Below are 17,160 nucleotides of genomic sequence, written 5' to 3' on the forward strand. Positions count from 1 at the left end.
ACCGAGAGGAGTCCGATGTCCATCACCGCCGACGTCCATCGGCTTCTTCGCCTGCGCCAGGACCACGCCGCGTGGACGTTGCTGCGGGCCGACACGGCGCCGGCGATTCTGGCGCTGCTGGGCCGGCACTTCGATCGCGGGACCCGACGCCTCCCGGCTCCGGAACTGTTCGCCCGCTTGGACTCCGACCTTCAGACGATGCGCGACGAGGGCCTCGACTTCCCGCGCACCGGTCAGGCGTACTGCACCGAGTGGGTGCGGTCCGGTTATCTGCTCCGCCGGGCGGCGGCCGGTACCCGTGAAGAGACTCTGGAACCGACCGAGGGCGCGTTCGCCGCGATGGCGTTCGTCGCGAATTTCACCAGTCAGGCGAGTTCGGCCACCGAATCCCGCCTGACCACGCTCTCCACCCAGTTGCAGGCTCTGGCTCGGGATTCCGATCCCCGCACGGAAACTCGCCTCACCGCGCTGCTGACGGAACGGGCAGCGATCGATCAGCAGATCGCGGCGGTGGAGTCGGGGGTCTTCCCGGTCCTCGACGGCGACCGTGCCGTCGAGCGTTCCGCGGAGATTCTCGCGCTGGCCTCGGAGGTCCCCGCGGACTTCGCCCGGGTCCGCGCCGAACTGGAAGAACTCAACCGCGATCTGCGGGCGCGCATCCTCGACGACGACGGTGACCGCGGCGACACCCTGGGAGATGTGTTCCGCGGCGTCGACCTGATCGGTGACTCCGATGCCGGCCGCAGCTTCACCGCGTTCTACGACATGATTCTCGACCCGGCCCGGTCGTCGCAGATCGACGAGTGGATCGACGCGGTGCTGCAGCGGCCGTTCGCCGCGATGCTGACCACCGATCAGAGATTGCGATTCCGGACGTTGCTGACGGAGATGGAAACGGCCGGCTCCGAGGTGCATTCGACGATGACCTCGCTGTCCCGGTCGTTGCGTCATTTCGTTCAGTCGCGTCACTACGAGGAACACCGCCGGCTGCAGCGGTTGCTGCGCAGCGCGCAGCAGAGTGCCGTCGCCGTGGCCAAACGTCGTCGGCCCTACGACCTGCTCGATCTGGACCTGGTGCGCGTGGGCATGACCCTCGAATCCGTCGCAGCCCTTCGCCTGCACAATCCCGCCGACAACCTCGTCACGGAGCCGGTGCTCACCAACGACGCCGGCACCGTCGATCTCGACGAACTTCGAAGGCTCGTCCGAGAATCGGAGATCGATATGGACGAATTGTCCGACAACGTCGCGGCCACTCTGCGAGTGCACGGTCGCGCCACGATCGGTGACGTCCTGCGCGACTACCCCGCCACTCAGGGACTCGCGAGCGCGGTGGGATTGATGGTCCTTGCCACTCACCACGGGCACGCGATCGACGGCACCGAGGACATTCAGTGGGTGTCGGGAGCCGGCGTTGCACGTCGGGCGACGATCCGACGTCGCCTGTTCGATCCGGCCGCCGACGAGTTCACCGCCCGGCCGGCAGTCGAACCCACGGGGAGCCCGACATGACCGACGAGCCGACCACCCGCGGCCACTACCCAGGAGACACCGGCGAACTGGACTTGGAGACGCGGCGCGCGTTCGTGCAGCTGCTCAAGGGCCCGCTCGTCACCGCGGCCAAGCATCCCGAGGTGTGGCGCGCGGTGATCCGGGACGAGCGCCTCCTCCGGTCCCGGCTGGCCGACGTGTTTCTCGTTCTCGTCATCGACGACGAGAACGAGCTGGCGTTCACCCGCCCCGCCGACACCGGCGACGCCAGCACTCCCACGGTGCTGCGCACCGAGCGTCTGACCTTCATGGACACGGTCATGCTGCTGGCGTTGCGCCAACGTCTGCTGCGCGCGCAGCCGGGCGAACGGGTGATCGTCGATCTCGACGAACTGCGCGAACAGCTCGAGATGTATCGCGCGGCGAGCGACACCGACCCCGCCGGCTACGCGAAGCGCATCAACGCGTCGTGGAAGAAACTCGACAAGTATTCGCTGCTCACGAAGACCTCGACCGACGACCGGATGGAGGTCTCCCCGGTGTTGCGGCAGCTGTTCGACGCCGAACAGGTCGCGCTCGTCGAGGCGGAGTTCCGGCGGATTCTGGAGGAGGGCACACCGTGATCCATCCCGGTCAACGCCGTCTCGCGCGCGTGCAGGTCGTCAACTGGGGGACGTTGCACGGCCACCACGACCTCGCGGTGGCCCGCAAGGGTTTCCTGATCACCGGCAATTCCGGCTCCGGCAAGTCCACGCTCATCGATGCCATCTCGGCGGTGCTGGTCCCGGGCAATCAGCTGCGGTTCAACGCGGCAGCGCAGGAGACCACGAACTCGGGACGCAACTTCGTCACGTACATCCGGGGTGCGTGGCGGCGGGAGGCAGGCGCGGACACGGAAGGGCTGGTCGCCTCGTACCTGCGGACCGGCGCGACGTGGAGCGGCATCGCTCTCACCTACCGCACGGACACCGACGATCCGCCGATCACCCTCGTCAAGCTCATGCAGCTCGGGCGGGGGCAGAACGCGGCGGGCGATGTCAGCCACCTCCATCTCATTCTCGACCACGAACTCGACCTGACGGATTTCGGCGCGTTCATGGCCCGCGGAATCGATACGAGGGGAATCCGTAAGCAGTGGCCGGAGGCGGCCGTCAACCCGACGTATGCGCCGTTTGCCCGCAGTTTCCGCTCCCGTCTGGGCATCTCGACGGAAGGCGCGCAGCGACTGCTGCACCGCACGTTGTCCGCGAAAAGCCTCGGCAGCCTCGACCAGTTGTTCCGCGACTACATGCTCGACACCCCGAGCACGTTTGCGATGGCCGAGCGCGCGGTCAACCAGTTCCACGATCTGCAGGAGGCTCATCGCGTCGTCGTCGACGCACGGCTTCAGGTCGAGATGCTCGCACCGCTCGTCGAGCTTGCCGACACGCGGCGACGCGGCCTTCAGGCCCTGCGGGACACGGAGGAGGAGAACGCGCATCTCGGGGCGGTTCACGCCGAGATGACGCTGTCGCTGCTGTGCGGTGATCGCACCGAACGCCGCGCCCTGACTCCCCTGCTGGAGTCGGGCGCGGCGGAGGCCACGGCGGCGGCCGAACGCGCCCGCCAGGAGACCCTCGATCTGACCGTGAAACTCGAGGGCATCGGGGGCGGCCGGCTGGCCACCCTCCACGCGCAGCGCGACTCAGAACTGAAGACGTTGGCCCGGGTGCGTGCCAGGCGGGATCGGATCGCCGAGGCGGCGTCGGCTTGGGAGGGAACCGTTCCCGAGACCGCCGAAGAGTTCGCGCGGTTACGTGGGCAACTCGAGGATCAGCTGCGGCAGGCGTCCACCACCCACGAGGAGCGGTTCGGTGACCGCTATCCCCTCGCCGAACAGCGCGGCACCGCGCAGAAGGAGCGTGCCGCGCTGATCACCGATCGGGAGATCATCGCCCGCAGACGCTCCAACATCGATCCGGGACTGCTGCGCGCCCGGGAGTCTATCTGCTCCGCCGCGGGTGTGCCGGACGACGCCGTGCCGTTCGCCGGCGAGCTGATCGCGGTCCGGGACGAGCACTCCGAGTGGACCGGCCCCATCGAGCGGGTCCTCGGCGGCCTCGGGCGCACCCTCCTGGTCCCGGAGGAGGTGTATCCGGCGGTCGCGGCGGCCGTCGATGCCACCCACCTCGGCGCGCGGCTCGTGTATCGCCGGGTGCGGGTCGGCGCCACGCCGACGACCGTGCCGAAGACCGGGGCGCTGTCGCTGGTGCGCCGAGTAGAGGTCACCGACGGTCCGCTCGCCCCGTGGATCCACCACCATCTCGCCGACCGTTACGACTATGCGTGCGTCGACTCGGCGGCCGGCTTCGCGGATCACACCCGCGCCGTGACACGCGCCGGGCAGGTCAAGCACTCCGTGGAGCGGCACGAGAAGGATGACCGCAGCCGCATCGACGACCGACGGAGGTGGGTTCTCGGATTCGACAACGAAACCAAGCTGGAGGACATTCGCCGTCGAATCGCGGATCTCGACGTCACGATCGCGGGCGTCACGAGCCGGCTCGACGCGCTGGACCGTGAGGATCAGCGGATCGCCCGGCAGAACCGCGCAGCGCAGACGATCCTCGATGCGCAGTGGGCTGATGTCGACGTCAGCGCCGCACAGGCCGCCGTCGATGCAGTGGACGGCCGCCTCGACTCCTGGCAGCAGGACAACCCGGAGCATTCCGCGGTGTCGGCTGCCCTCGAGCTCGCGAAGAAGGCGGAGAACGAGGCCGACGCGGCCCGGCGTCAGGCGGACACAGCGTTGACGGTGCACCGGACGGCGCTCACGGAACTCGAGGCGGGGATCGCGCAGGCCGAACTCGATGCAGGCGAGACGGCTCCCGATGCGGTGGCCGCGCGGATCAAGGCGCGGTTTCAGAAGTTCGCGCGCCGGGTCACGTCGGACAATATCGACAGGGCGCTGTTCGAGGTCGGCCAGGGCATCGGCAAGGACAGGAGTGAGGCGCAGAACGCGGTGTCTGCCGCCGGCGCGTCGATCGTCCGGATCCTGTCCCAGTATCTGGCGCGGTGGGAGTCCCGCGGCGGTGAGTTGAGGGTCGACGCCGAATACGTCGACGACGCCCTGGCGATTCTCCAACGGCTGCGCTCCGACGGTCTCCCCCGGTACGAAGATCGGTTCTTCCAGCTGCTGCACGACCAGTCACACCGCAACATCGGCGAACTCGCTCGCACGATCCGTAAGGCGCCGGCGGAGATCCGTTCCCGGATCGACCCGGTGAACGACTCGTTGCGCCGCTCCGCGTTCGACACCGACCGGTGGTTGCGCATCGACGTCCGCGAGCGACGTTCGCCGGCGGCGGCCGACCTGCTGGACGACCTGACCCGGATCACGAGCGGTGGTTGGGACGTCGAGCAGCGCCCCGCGGCCGAGGAGCGATTCGAGCGGATGGCGGCGGTGCTGGAGCGTCTGGCCTCGAAAGAACCAGCGGATCAGCGCTGGCAGCGGCAGGTCCTGGATACTCGCCTGCACGTGGGATTCATCGGCGTCGAGATCGACGGCGCCGGGGAGGCTCGCAACTACCACGATTCGAGCTCCGGGCTGTCCGGCGGTCAGGCACAGAAACTCGTGTTCTTCTGTCTGGCAGCGGCATTGCGGTATCAGCTCGCACCCGACGGCGCCGACCTTCCCCGTTACGGCACGGTCATCCTGGACGAGGCGTTCGACCGCGCCGACTCCGCGTACACACGCCGGGCGTTGGACGTGTTCGCGCAGTTCGGTTTCCACATGGTGCTGGCGACGCCGCTCAAGTTGCTCGGCACACTCGAGGAGTACATCGGCGGTGCGGTGACCGTGAGTATCCGCGACCGGATGCACACCGAACTCAGCCTCATCGAATTCGACGACGTGGGTAGTGCATGAGCACACGATGCGTTCTGCCGCCCGTAGCCGCTGCGAAGGCACTGGCCGCCTACAACAGTCGCCGACGACGCTGGCTGGCCGACTCCGCACTCGCCGATCAGGATTCGCTGACGGTGGCGCTGCATCCGCCGTCCGAGCAGCAGATTGCCGAGGACCCCGACACGGTCGTCGCGTGGGTACGCGCCTGGCGCGGCTACGCCGGCGACGGCCGGGTGGAGTGGGCGACGCGGCGTTGGCCGAGCTTCGGCACCCAGGAGGTGCCGGTGCGGTTGACGCTGGCCGGGGCCGGCCGGATCGCGTCCGCGGGTGGCCGCGGATCCGAATGGCGCGCCCTGGTGATGCGCCGTGACACACTCGTCGACCGGCTCGGCCCCGGCACCCCCGCGTTGTCGGCCGCGGTTGCCGCGACCGCGGCGAAGTGGCTCGACCTGGACGACGACGACTTCGGCAGGCTCACAACCATCGCGCGGTGGTTGAGCGACCACCCGAGCTCCGGGTATTTCATTCGTCAGCTTCCCGTTCCGGGGGTCGACACGAAATGGCTCGCGCGTCACCGCGGTGTGGTGGAAACACTGCTCGAGGGCGTCCGCGGCAGCCGCGACCTCGGCATCCGGGGCCTTCCCCATCTGCGCGACGTCGCATTGTGCGATCCCGGTCTGCTGGTCGGCAGTCCGCGGCGCTTCGCCACCTCGCTGGAGGAACTCACCACGTTGCCGCTGAACCCAGCGCGGGTCCTGATTCTGGAGAACAAGGAGGGCCTGTATGCGCTCCCGCCACTGGCAGACACCGTGGCGGTGCACGGCGGCGGCTACACGGTCCACGAACTGGCCGCGATCCCGTGGGTGGTCGACTCGGAAGTCTGGTACTGGGGCGACCTCGACAGTCACGGGTTCGCCATCCTCGACCGCCTGCGCCGGCACCTTCCGCACGTGCGGAGCCTATTGATGGATCAGGCCACCCTGGATCGGTGGCGGGGACTCGCGGTCCGGGAGCAGTCACCGACGTTCAACGACGTGTCCCACCTGACCGGGTCCGAAGCCGCCGCCCTGGAGTGCTTGCGCGAGGGTGATCTCCGACTGGAGCAGGAGCGGATCCCCTGGCCGTACGTGCTCGAGCAACTGAACGCCGCCTTCGGTCGGGACCTGTCATCGCCGTCCTCCGGCTGCGACGCCCGTCCGGGCAGCAAGTAATGTCCGATCCATGCCTCGTTACACGCTCCCCCTGCGGAACAACCCCCGCCCGGACGCCCCGGAGTCCGTGAGCCGCCATGTGCCGTTCTACTGCGCGCACGAGGCAGCGGCCGCGGCGTGGACGCGGGCGCTCGTCGAGGCGTGCGGCGACCTGCTCGACCCGGTCACGCAGACCGCCGTCGTCAACGTCGTCAGCAACTTCGGGCGCGAACTGTTCACCGGCGACGCGGACGTCGTCGTCACGCTGGATCGGATCGGCACCACGTCGCTGACCCTGCTGATCACCATCGAGCAGGACGGCGTGCAGGCCGCCGAGGTGACCGCCACACTCGTCCAACTGGATTCGAGTCGCGTCAACTCGGCGCCGTGGTCGCCGGCGCAGATCGCGGCGCTCGAGGCGTTGCGGAGCGAACTGGCTGTTCAGACGCCGTGATTGGCGCCTGTAGAACTGCGTAGAGATCGGTATCGTGTTCCTATGACGAGCCCGCGCGACCTCCGTGACCTCGCACTGGTACTCACTCGTGAAGCGACCGACACCGGTCGGCGCACAGATCTTGATGCAGCGATCGAGCGGTACGGCTTCACTCGCGCAGAACTGGCATCCGAATCGACCGGCGACCCCGACGCTGACAGGCAGTGACAGCACGCAGCGCCCTCGACTATCGAAGTTTCAACCAGGCCTGATCTGGGCATTTGATCGTTATGAGTATCGAAGACGGGCCCGGTGACACGCTGAGCCCCAGCGAGAGCCTGGACTCCGACGACGTGCGCAACAACGACGGCGACGACGTCGTCGATCCGCCCGACGGCTGGAGTGAAGCCGACCGGTTCGGTACCACCCTGCGTGAGGAGCGCGAGGGCGAGTCGCTCGACGAGAAATTGTCCGAGGAGGAGCCCGATACCCCGCTGGAGCAGCAGCAGGAGGTGTCGTTGCGGGATCTGCCCGACGACGAGTTGACCGAGGACGTCGACCGGGTCATCGACGACGAGGAGATCGACATTCCGGTGTTCGGCACGAAGCACGCCTCCGTCGTCGAGGGTGTGATTGTGGAGGACTCGCGCACCGACCGCGGTCAGATCGACGGGTCGGCGGAGGACGGCGACTCGTTCTTCACGGTCCTCGACTGACCGCCCCGCAACCTGGGCCTACACTGGCACTGTTCGCACTCGCGACCGTCACCGGAAGGCCCGACATTACTCATTCTTCTGCTCCGCACGACGTGTACCTGGTTCCTCCGGAGCAGGAGACCGCCGACGCTGTCGCGCATGCCTCCGCCGCCGCGTCGTCGCGGTTGCGGGACCGTCCCGACGTGGTGCGGTTCAAGGGCCGGTTCGCGCTGGCGATCACGCATACGACGCCGCACGAGGCGATGGTCGAGGACCTGTTGTTCGTCCGCGACGTTCTCGACGCGGCCGGCATCGAGTACCTGCTGGTGCGGGGCAACGACGAACGTCCGGTGATCGCGATCAACTGGGCGCAGCGCAAGGCGTTGCGCGCGGCTCTCGTCGCCGCGTGTGAGGACCGCCCGTTCTATTCGAAGACCGTCGACTCCAAGGGTCCGGCGTTGCTCGTCTCCGACGGCCGGCTGTCCGCGACGTCGAAGGCCCGCATCTTCCGGTTGTTCCGGCCGCGCGTGCACCTGGCGAGCGGCCTGAGTTACGGGGCGTCGACGGGCGTGCAGATCGAACTGTGGTCGATCAGCGACGACGAGATCGTGCTGCCGATGGAGAATTCACTGACCCGCCGCGTGGTGCGGTCGGAGGAGGCGGTCCGCGGCACCGTGGAGCGGTTCGGGCGGGTGTGGCCGACGATCGAGAACATGTTCGCCGACCACGCGTCGGACATCAACTTCGATGTCGACCTGGTCTTCTCCTGGGTGGACGGCTCGTCGGCGGAGTTCCAGGCGCAGCGCGCGAAGCGGATGCAGAACTACGTGGTCGGTGAGGGTGACGATTCCGCCGCCCGGTTCCGGCAGATCGACGAACTCAAGTATGCGCTGCGCTCGGTGCACATGTATGCGCCGTGGGTCCGCCGCATCTTCGTGGCCACCGACTCCGACCGTCCCGCGTGGCTGGCCGACGACCCGCGGGTGACGTTCATGCCGAGCGAGGAGTTCTTCGCCGACCCGTCGGTGCTGCCCACCCACAACTCGCAGGCCGTCGAGAGCCAGTTGCACCACATCCCCGGCCTCGCCGAGCATTTCCTCTATTCCAACGACGACATGTTCTTCGGCCGCTCGGTGGGCCCGCAGATGTTCTTCTCCCCCGGCGGCATCACCATGTTCATCGAGGCGACCACCCGAATCGGGCTGGGCCACAACGACGACGAGCGCAGCGGCTTCGAGAACGCGGCCCGCGTCAACCGCCGGCTACTGCAGGACCGGTTCGGGCTGATGACCACCCGGCACCTCGAGCACGCCGCCACCCCGCTCCGCAAATCCGTGATGGAGGAGATGGAGAAGGAGTTCCCCGACGAGTTCGCCGCTACCGCCGCAAGCACTTTCCGGGCCAGCTCCAACATTTCGGTGACCAACTCGCTGTACCACTACTACGCGCTGATGAGCGGTCGCGCGGTGGTACAGACCGCGGCGCGGGTGAAGTACGTCGACACCACCATGAAGTCGGGGCTCCGCGACATGGATTCGCTGCTCGCGAAACGGTCGATGGACTTCTTCTGCCTCAACGACGGCAGCGCACCCGAGATCGACCTGGAGTTGCGGACCCGGAAGGTGACGCAGTTCCTGGAGAACTACTTCCCGATCCCGGCGCCGTGGGAGACCGGGAGCTGATCAGACGTTGGGGAACGCGTCGGCCGGGCGCTCACCCTCGTCGTAGACCGTTGCGGGAGAACCGATGAGGAGCGAGTCGGGTTTGCCGACGAGGCGTGCGTCCTTGCCGGTGTAATCGAAGCGGTGCAGGATCCAGCGGATCGCCTCGAGCCGGGCCCGTTTCTTGTCGTTCGATTTCACGACGGTCCACGGCGCGTGCGGGGTGTCGGTGTAGAACAGCATGGCCTCTTTCGCCTCGGTGTAGGCGTCCCACTTGTCGAGGCTCGCGAGGTCGGTGGGTGAGAGTTTCCACTGCTTGACGGGGTCGGTGCTGCGGGAGACGAACCGGGCGTGCTGCTCCTCCCTGCCCACCGAGAACCAGAACTTGATGATGTGGATGCCCGACTGCACCAGCATCCGCTCGAACTCCGGCGCTGACCGGGTGAACTCGAGGTACTCGTTGGGGGTGCAGTAGCCCATGACGCGTTCGACGCCGGCCCGGTTGTACCAGGAGCGGTCCATCATCACGATCTCCCCGCCCGCGGGCAGGTGCTGCACGTACCGCTGGAAGTACCACTGGGTGCGTTCGCGTTCGGTGGGCTTCTCCAGCGCCACCACCCGCGCGCCACGAGGGTTGAGGTGTTCGGTGAACCGTTTGATCGCGCCGCCCTTGCCTGCGGCGTCGCGGCCCTCGAAGATGATGACGACCTTCTCGCCGTTCTCCTTCACCCACGCCTGGAACTTGAGCAGTTCGATCTGCAGTTTCCGCTTGCGGTTCTCGTACTGCCGCCGCGTCATCTTCGTGTCGTAGGGGTAGCCGTGCCGCCAGGGCTCGTCCTCCTCGTCGGCCGCGTGTTTGCGCCCGGACTTGCGCAGCAATTCACCGATTTCGTCGATCTCCGGTGTCACGTCGATCTGGTCGGCGCGCGCGAGTTCGAAGGCAGTGGGATGGTGCAACTCGTCCATCCTCAAAGGCTACCGCCCTCAGGGCTCGCCGGCGGGTCTCATGAGATCGTGGACCACATGAGCATCGACCACATCGTTTCCGCGCTCGGCTCGATTGCCGCGGCCGAACTTCGGACCGCCCTCGACGGGTCGCCGGTCGTCACCCTCGACGGGATGGTGCTGCCCGACTCCGCGCGGGACGCCGTCCTCGAACTGCTCACTCTCCTCGCCGACGGTCAGAGCGTGGCGCTCGGCGCGGTGGCCGACCTGCTCACCACGTCGCAGGCCGCGGAGATCCTCGGCGTCTCCGACACCTATGTCCGCCGGCTCGCCGACTCCGGCGCGCTGCCCATCGAGATGCGCGGCACCCATCGCCGGTTCCGCCTGTCCGACGTCATGGCCTACCGGGAGCAGTTCCCCCGCAGCAGCTGATCAGACCCGGACGGGCTTGACGGCCTGCTCACCGGCGTCGGGGATCCGCACGCCCTGGGCCGCGAGCCGCTGCCCGGTCTCCTCGGCGGTGACGTATTCGCCGACGGTGTCGTAGCTGCCGATCGGGACCACCGAGTGCACGACCGTCTCCGGGTACACGTGCACGAGGTTGTAGCCCTGGGCGCCGTCGCGTCCGCGCAGCGCCCCGGCCGGGACGTTGAGGTCCTGGGTGTAGCAGGTGGCCGACGCGACGGAAACCGGGATGCCTGCGAACGTCGCCGTCGTCGAATAGTGCAGGTGTCCCGCGAGGATCGACCGGACGTCGCTGCCGCGGAGCACGTCGGCGAGGCGCGGCTGATCTCGCAGTTCCACCAGCACCGCCAGGTCGAGGACGCACGGCACCGGCGGATGGTGCAGCGCCAGGATGGTCCCGTGCGGCGCCGGAACCGCGAGCTGCTGTGCCAGCCAGATCAATTGGCTCTCGGAGATCTCCCCGTGGTGGCGCCCGGGGACCGTCGTGTCGAGAGTGATGATACGCAGCCCGTCGACGTCGTGGACATCATCGATCGGCTCGTACGACGGTTCCTGCCCGAGCAGTTCGGTCCGGAAGTTGCCGCGGTCGTCGTGGTTGCCCATCGCCCAGATCACCTGCGCACCGAGCGACGCGGCCACCGGTTCGACGATCCCCCGCAGCTTCTCGTAGGCGCCGGGCTGGCCGCGGTCGGTGAGGTCGCCGGTGAACACCAGGGCGTCCGGTCGGGCGTGCGACGCCTCGATCTCGGTGAAGATCTGCCGCAGCGTGGCCTCGCTGTCGACGGCCCCGTACAGCAGGTCGTCGTCGACGAGATGGGTGTCGCTGAGGTGCAGCACGAAGTGCGACGGTCGCGGATACTCGGCCGTCCGTATGTCGGCTGCCTCGGTGCCGCTCATCGGTCTTCTCGCTTCCGCTCGCCCCGACGGGCAGGTGCCCGGGTGGACTCCTGCTGGTTGTCCAACCCTAGCCAAGCGCACTGCGGTCACCGCCCGGGGTACGCGCGGTGGCCGGACGGTGAACGGTGGGGCACGTCAGTTTCGTGCGTGGTGCGGGGTGCGCGTCTCCGGGCCGGCGGGCGGGATCATCGCGGCGAGGTTGGCCTGGGCCGCGAACCGGGCGCGCTCGTCGCCGTCGTCCGTCGCTGCCGCATCCTTGGCGGCGGCGAGGAACGGGCGGACCAGGTCGAGGGGCATCGGGAAGACGACGGTGGAATTGTTCTCGCCGCCCATCGCGCTCAGGGTCTGCAGGTAGCGCAACTGCAGGGTGGTGGGGTTGCGGCTGATGACATCCGCGGCCTCGACGAGTTTCGCGGAGGCCTGGAATTCGGCCTCGGCGTTGATGATCTTGGCGCGGCGCTCGCGTTCCGCCTCGGCCTGCCGGGCGATGGCCCGCTGCATGTTGGCGGGGATCTCGACGTCCTTGATCTCGACGGTGGTGACCTTCACTCCCCACGGTTCGGTCTGCTGGTCGATGACCTTCTGCAGGTCTTCGTTGAGGCGTTCCCGCTCGCCGAGGAGGGCGTCGAGGTCGGCCTTGCCGAGAATCGAGCGCAGGGTGGTCTGGGCGATCTGCAGGGTGGCGGCGAGGAAGTCTTCGACCTCGACGATCGCCCGGTCGGCGTCGACCACCCGGAAGTAAGCGACGGCGGTGACCTTGGCCGGCACGTTGTCGTGGGTGATCACTTCCTGAACCGGGATCTTCAGGGTCACGGTCCGCAGGCTGACCCGTTCCATCCGGTCGATCGCCGGGATCAGCAGCACGAGCCCCGGGCCCTTCAGGTCGACCAGCCGGCCGAGCCGGAACACCACGGCCCGCTCGTACTCGCGCAGCACCCGGATCGAGCTGCTCGCCACGACGGCGAGGAGGGTGATGACGACGCACAGGATGACGATGATGGTGGTCATAGCGGCAGCTCCCAGGGTTCGCGGCGGCGCACGGTGAGGGTGAGTCCGCGGATCTGCTCGACGACGACGGAATCGCCCGCGGTCGGTGTCTCGTCGTCCCCGAACAGGGTTTGCGCCCGCCACAGGCTTCCGGCGGCCTCGACCTGACCCTGCCGTCCCTTCCAGTTGCGGACGGTGGCGTCGGATCCGATGAGGGATTGCATTCCGGTGCGCACGGGCGCGTGCCCGGCGGCGAGCGCCTTGCGGCCGCCCACCACGGCGAGGCCCACGCCGACCACCGCGACTCCCGCGGCCGCCGGGATGGCGATCATCTGCGCGGTGTCGCTGGAGGTGAACAGCAGCCATACCCCGGCCCCGACGAACAGTGCACCGAGCCCGCCGAGGACACCCGCGGTCGGTGCGTGTGCCTCGACGACGATCAACAGCACACCCAGCACCAGCGCCAGCACGCCCAACGCGGTCATCTCGCATCACCCACGATCACGCTTCGCGAGGACCCGGTCGCGCTCGCATAGCCACTCGGCGATCGAGCCCTCAGTTCAACGGTAAGCGCAGGTCGACGGCAATGCCACCGGCAATTTCCGGCGGGGTACCGTTCAACGAATGACCAACACAGATCATGGAGATCCCGGCGACGCCCCGACCGTGCCGCCGCCGCTGGAGGAGGTCGCCAACCCGGCCCGCCCGTCCGCTGCCGAGGAGGCCCGGACGGTCGCGGCCACGACGAACGTGGGCACCCTCGCCAGCCTGACCAGGGACGGCGAGCCGTGGGCGTCGTTCGTCACCTACGGTCTGCTCGACGGTTCCCCCGTGCTGTGCGTGTCGCAGATGGCCGAGCACGGCCGCAACCTCGCGCACGATCCCCGCGCCAGCATCGCGATCGTCGCGCCGAACCCGCCCGCCGATCCGCTGGCCAGCACCCGCATCACCCTCGCCGGGTACGTCTACCGCCCGGAAGGCGACGAGCTCGCCGCCGCGCGGGAGGCACACCTGGCGGCCATCCCGGCGGCGCACGTCTACATCGACTTCAGCGACTTCTCGCTCTGGGTGCTGCGCGTCCAGCGCGTGCGGTGGGTCGGCGGCTACGGGCGAATGGACTCGGCGACCGAAGAGTCCTACGCCGCCGCCACAGCAGACCCCGTCACCCCGCACGCCGGCCCGGCGATCGAGCACCTCAACGCCGACCACGCCGACGCCCTCCGCGCCATGGCCCAGGCGCTCGGCGGCTTCCCCGACGCGAAGACGGTCACCTGCGAGGGCGCCGACCGCTACGGGTTGGACCTGCGCGTCACCACCCCCCGCGGCGTGGCCGTGACCCGGGTCGGATACGCAGAGCCACTCGATTCCGTCGACCAGTTACGCTCGGCGACAGTCGCTTTGACAGAGCAGGCCCGGGCACTGACCGGGCGCTGAGAACGCCTGGGGTGACTCCCTCCCCGACCGGCCAGCCCGGCTGAGAGCGGCGAGCTTCGTGCTCGCCGCTCTCGCGCATTACCCGACTGGGCGACCATGTACGCCTCGAGGCAACCTCCGGTCGCACAGCCACTTCCTGGGGATCCGCCGACTTCGCTGCTGCCTCAAGGGGAGTCCGTTCTTGTCCTTCGGCTCGCCTGCGAGGAGGACGATGCCGTCGATGACGGGCCAGATCCACGCGACGAAGAGCCACATTCCGAGGGAAACGACGGTGAGCACGATGTTCACGATCAGCATCGCGAATCCGAGGCCGGTGTGGCCGGCATAGAACCGTCCGGCGCCGAAGTACCCGAAGAAGATGCTCAGCAAGCCGGCGGCGAGCTTCGTCTTGTGCGAGTACGGCAATCCCGTCACCGGGTGATACCCGTACGCCGCGGGTTGTTGCGGTCCCGATCCCTGGCCGAAGTTCTGGGCGGGATGCGCAAAGGGCTGCTGCCCGTGCGGCTGCTGCGGTTGGTCGCCGTAGGGGTGCTGCGACTGAGTCATGAAAATCCGTCCTTCGACGATGTTTGGGTACGGAGCCGAAGATAAGGGCAGGCGAACGGGCTTAGCCGACCGAATCGACGTCCTCCCCTACGACTGAACACTTCGCAGTTCGTTCACCGCTCACTTGGTAACACCGAGCGCACGGCCGCGGTATCGGTTGCCTGACCGTATCTTTCGGGTACAAGAATCAACCTCGAGGATTCTGACCGGCGCCCAAGCACTCCGACCCCGGGCGTAGTGTTCACCCGGTGACGAGTCTCGACCCAGTCGACGTGGCCGGTCGCGTGGTGCAACTGCTCGAGTCCGGGCGTCGTGAATCGACGTACAAACTGGCGACGTTGCTCGCGCTCGTCGACATTTGCGTCGAGAACAGGGCCGCACCGGACGGCAGTCTGATGGTGCCGATCAACGAGATCACGCACCGGATCGTCGCCTACTACTGGCCTCAGGTTCGTGTCTTCAACGATCATGGCCGACTGTCCCAGAACAAGAGCGGCCGATCCGTACCGGACCGAATCGCCGAAGTCCGCATCCAGCTTGCCACCGCAGGGGTCCGGACCGCTGAAGCCGCACGGGAAGCCGAACATCCGGCCTATGTACGACTCATCCGCTCCTTGCGACTCACCGTCGCGCAGCAACCACTCACGCATCTGCAAACGGTCCCGCACGTGCGCAACGGTGGCACGCGCGACGACTTCCTCTTCGACGCTTCGCGTTTCCACAAGAAGATGACAGTGGACCAGGTCGACCGCATTGGCACGATCACTCTGCGGCCCGGCATACCGGAGGGCCTGCGTCGTACATCCGCACTTCTTCGAGCCTTCATCCGGAGCGCGTGGACCCAGGACGTCGTCACCTTCAACCGCGCCGAACTCGACGCGGAAGACCTGGACGGCTTCCTGTTCGGCACGGATCGCACCGCGCTGCGGTCGCTGGTGGAACCGTTGCGTGACCTCCAGGACGATCTCTGTTTCTACTGCGGCAGGCGCATGGCGTCCGACGTCCACATCGATCACGTCATGGCGTGGTCCGTGATTCCGATCGACGGTGTCGCCAACCTGGTCGCGGCCGACAGCCGCTGCAACCTCGACAAGTCAGCGAGCATCCCCGTGCGCGTGCACGTCGACCGCGCACTCGAACGATCCGACCTCTCTGAGGTCGCGCGCACAACGCGAGTTCCGCTGTTGCATCGTCGAACGTCGTCGGCGGCCGACGGCGTGTTCGGGTCCTTGCCCTCCGGATCACTTCTCTGGCGAGGCGTTCGGGACTACGAATCGCACATCGCTTGAAGCCGTGTCTTACGGGATTACCGCCAGGCTGAACTACACGTCGCGAGAAAGCACTCAAGAGCCGCTCGATGAGAACTGCAGGGAGTCGATCAGAACGCCCATCGTTGTGACTCCCACCACCGAGCAGCATTGGAGTCGGCTGCGACGTCGAACATCGTTCTGGGCCAAACCATCCCGCAATCGGCGAATTGCACCGGGTGACCGACAGCGCAAGTATGCAACGCAAGTATGCAATAGGAATACTTAGAGGTTATCCACAGGCCACACGCCTATACAGCGAACCACGGCTTCTGCTCGGCACGTTCGTCCCTCAATGCTTGGAGAATCTTCCTAGCCTTCTCGCCCTCATAGAAGCCGCGGGACTGAGGAGTGAACCCCAGCTTCTTCTTAATCCGTTCTACCGAGAGCCCGTGATCGAATAGAACGGTCTTACTATCGTCTACCCGAATATCTTTCCCACGGCCACCGTCGACAGTCGCCACGTCCAAGCAGAAGGCGACGGGCGGGTCGGTCTCAAGGATCGTTAGCATCAGGTCACCCGCGCGATAGGTGCTTGGCACGTACCAAACCTTGCCTAGACGCCGCACGGAGTAGTACGTCTTCACCGCTTCCTTCCATGGCGATCCCTTACAGACGTACAACCGCTGCTCCTTCTTGAGCAGCGGAATCGGCGTCTGACCGTTCTCGCTCACGACTCCCCCTTCGCACGATCGCTCATGTAGTTCCAGATGGCCGCGTCCAGCGCTCCGGGGCTGCATTTGAGGAACCCAGCCGTGTATGTGACGAGGCCTGCGACACCCGCGTAGTCCATGCTGTCGACACCGGCCTCGCGAACAAAGCCGGCAACGTGCTGGTCAACTGCGACATGATTGTTCGAGCCAGTGAGGATGGCGATGTAGTCGAGTGTCTTGGGTCCAACGTGCTTCACCCGCCCCAATGCAGCGCGAGTTTCAGACTCAAGTCGGGCATCTCGGAATCGTGCGGCCAACTCCGGCACTGTCTCGACGCTGATCTGATCTAACGCAGTCGCTAGATCGCGAACCTTTGTGAGCTTGGGAGAAGATGGTCGCCACCTAAGGAATGACGCCAGGTCCTCGGAATCGAGTCGCGCGACGAAACCGCTTAGCACCTTGGCGTCAGGCCACTCATCCCTCACCTTCTTCGCGCGCGGGTGCACGATCGTCCTGTACTTCGTCCGCGGTTGGAGCGCCGCGTCCGTAATGAGCGCACCCATGTGATCC

Annotated in this window: 18 protein-coding genes; 11 read left to right on the forward strand and 7 right to left on the reverse strand. The window is 67.1% G+C overall.

Translation table 11 applies throughout. From position 1 onward, the window contains the following. Positions 1 to 15 precede the first annotated feature (15 nt). The 8 genes from I1A62_RS14870 (at position 16) to I1A62_RS14905 (ending at position 9,377) form a co-directional block, all read left to right on the forward strand. Positions 16 to 1,512 carry a DUF3375 domain-containing protein gene (locus I1A62_RS14870; protein WP_219459015.1) on the forward strand — a complete coding sequence of 499 codons (1,497 nt, stop codon included), beginning with the start codon at positions 16 to 18 and terminating at the stop codon, positions 1,510 to 1,512. Continuing rightward, a complete protein-coding gene (locus I1A62_RS14875) occupies positions 1,509 to 2,114 on the forward strand; it encodes a DUF4194 domain-containing protein (RefSeq protein ID WP_219459016.1) in 606 nt (201 codons plus the stop codon). The genes I1A62_RS14870 and I1A62_RS14875 overlap by 4 nt, the downstream gene beginning before the upstream one ends. After that, positions 2,111 to 5,398, forward strand: coding sequence for an ATP-binding protein (locus I1A62_RS14880; RefSeq protein ID WP_219459017.1), 3,288 nt, complete (start codon positions 2,111 to 2,113; stop codon positions 5,396 to 5,398). Before I1A62_RS14875 ends, I1A62_RS14880 begins: the two co-directional genes overlap by 4 nt. Beyond that, positions 5,395 to 6,588 carry a DUF3322 domain-containing protein gene (locus I1A62_RS14885; RefSeq protein WP_124396329.1) on the forward strand — a complete coding sequence of 398 codons (1,194 nt, stop codon included), beginning with the start codon at positions 5,395 to 5,397 and terminating at the stop codon, positions 6,586 to 6,588. The genes I1A62_RS14880 and I1A62_RS14885 overlap by 4 nt, the downstream gene beginning before the upstream one ends. 10 nt (positions 6,589 to 6,598) lie before the next feature. After that, positions 6,599 to 7,021, forward strand: coding sequence for a hypothetical protein (locus I1A62_RS14890; protein ID WP_124396328.1), 423 nt, complete (start codon positions 6,599 to 6,601; stop codon positions 7,019 to 7,021). A gap of 42 nt (positions 7,022 to 7,063) precedes the next feature. Beyond that, positions 7,064 to 7,228 carry a hypothetical protein gene (locus I1A62_RS14895; RefSeq protein WP_192582161.1) on the forward strand — a complete coding sequence of 55 codons (165 nt, stop codon included), beginning with the start codon at positions 7,064 to 7,066 and terminating at the stop codon, positions 7,226 to 7,228. A 62-nt stretch (positions 7,229 to 7,290) separates the two neighbouring features. Next, entirely contained in the window at positions 7,291 to 7,716 is a 426-nt protein-coding gene (locus tag I1A62_RS14900; protein ID WP_124396327.1) for a hypothetical protein, read from the forward strand. Positions 7,717 to 7,880: 164 nt separating this feature from the next. Then, positions 7,881 to 9,377: a stealth family protein gene (locus tag I1A62_RS14905; protein ID WP_374710837.1), complete on the forward strand. Its 1,497-nt coding sequence runs from the start codon at positions 7,881 to 7,883 to the stop codon at positions 9,375 to 9,377. Here the strand turns inward: I1A62_RS14905 and ppk2 are convergent, their stop codons facing one another. Further along, on the reverse strand, positions 9,378 to 10,322 hold the full coding sequence (ppk2, locus tag I1A62_RS14910; RefSeq protein WP_124396326.1) for a polyphosphate kinase 2: 945 nt from the start codon (positions 10,320 to 10,322) through the stop codon (positions 9,378 to 9,380). It lies immediately after the preceding gene. A 57-nt stretch (positions 10,323 to 10,379) separates the two neighbouring features. On the opposite strand from ppk2, the gene I1A62_RS14915 reads away from it, so the two are divergent. Continuing rightward, positions 10,380 to 10,733, forward strand: coding sequence for a helix-turn-helix domain-containing protein (locus tag I1A62_RS14915; protein ID WP_124396325.1), 354 nt, complete (start codon positions 10,380 to 10,382; stop codon positions 10,731 to 10,733). Here I1A62_RS14915 and I1A62_RS14920 read toward each other — a convergent pair whose 3' ends face one another. From I1A62_RS14920 to I1A62_RS14930, 3 genes are all read right to left on the reverse strand, one after another. Further along, entirely contained in the window at positions 10,734 to 11,663 is a 930-nt protein-coding gene (locus I1A62_RS14920; RefSeq protein ID WP_219459018.1) for a phosphodiesterase, read from the reverse strand. A gap of 135 nt (positions 11,664 to 11,798) precedes the next feature. After that, a complete protein-coding gene (locus I1A62_RS14925; protein ID WP_124396323.1) occupies positions 11,799 to 12,671 on the reverse strand; it encodes a slipin family protein in 873 nt (290 codons plus the stop codon). Then, positions 12,668 to 13,135, reverse strand: coding sequence for an NfeD family protein (locus tag I1A62_RS14930; RefSeq protein WP_124396322.1), 468 nt, complete (start codon positions 13,133 to 13,135; stop codon positions 12,668 to 12,670). Before I1A62_RS14930 ends, I1A62_RS14925 begins: the two co-directional genes overlap by 4 nt. Positions 13,136 to 13,274: 139 nt before the next feature. Between I1A62_RS14930 and I1A62_RS14935 the strand changes: the two genes are divergently transcribed. Further along, positions 13,275 to 14,084, forward strand: a complete 810-nt coding sequence (locus I1A62_RS14935) for a HugZ family protein (RefSeq protein ID WP_124396321.1) — start codon at positions 13,275 to 13,277, stop codon at positions 14,082 to 14,084. A 78-nt stretch (positions 14,085 to 14,162) separates the two neighbouring features. On the opposite strand, the gene I1A62_RS14940 is transcribed toward I1A62_RS14935, so the two are convergent. Beyond that, positions 14,163 to 14,630 carry a TM2 domain-containing protein gene (locus I1A62_RS14940; protein WP_257890804.1) on the reverse strand — a complete coding sequence of 156 codons (468 nt, stop codon included), beginning with the start codon at positions 14,628 to 14,630 and terminating at the stop codon, positions 14,163 to 14,165. 248 nt (positions 14,631 to 14,878) lie between these two features. On the opposite strand from I1A62_RS14940, the gene I1A62_RS14945 reads away from it, so the two are divergent. Then, entirely contained in the window at positions 14,879 to 15,919 is a 1,041-nt protein-coding gene (locus I1A62_RS14945) for an HNH endonuclease (RefSeq protein ID WP_124389626.1), read from the forward strand. A gap of 269 nt (positions 15,920 to 16,188) precedes the next feature. Here I1A62_RS14945 and I1A62_RS14950 read toward each other — a convergent pair whose 3' ends face one another. Both I1A62_RS14950 and I1A62_RS14955 read right to left on the reverse strand, forming a co-directional pair. Further along, positions 16,189 to 16,611 carry a hypothetical protein gene (locus I1A62_RS14950; protein WP_124389627.1) on the reverse strand — a complete coding sequence of 141 codons (423 nt, stop codon included), beginning with the start codon at positions 16,609 to 16,611 and terminating at the stop codon, positions 16,189 to 16,191. Beyond that, positions 16,608 to 17,153, reverse strand: a complete 546-nt coding sequence (locus I1A62_RS14955) for a hypothetical protein (protein ID WP_124389628.1) — start codon at positions 17,151 to 17,153, stop codon at positions 16,608 to 16,610. The genes I1A62_RS14950 and I1A62_RS14955 overlap by 4 nt, the downstream gene beginning before the upstream one ends. Between the last annotated feature and the right edge of the window lie 7 nt (positions 17,154 to 17,160).

The sequence above is a fragment of the Rhodococcus sp. USK10 genome, assembly GCF_019378875.1.
GTDB lineage: Bacteria > Actinomycetota > Actinomycetes > Mycobacteriales > Mycobacteriaceae > Rhodococcus_F > Rhodococcus_F pseudokoreensis.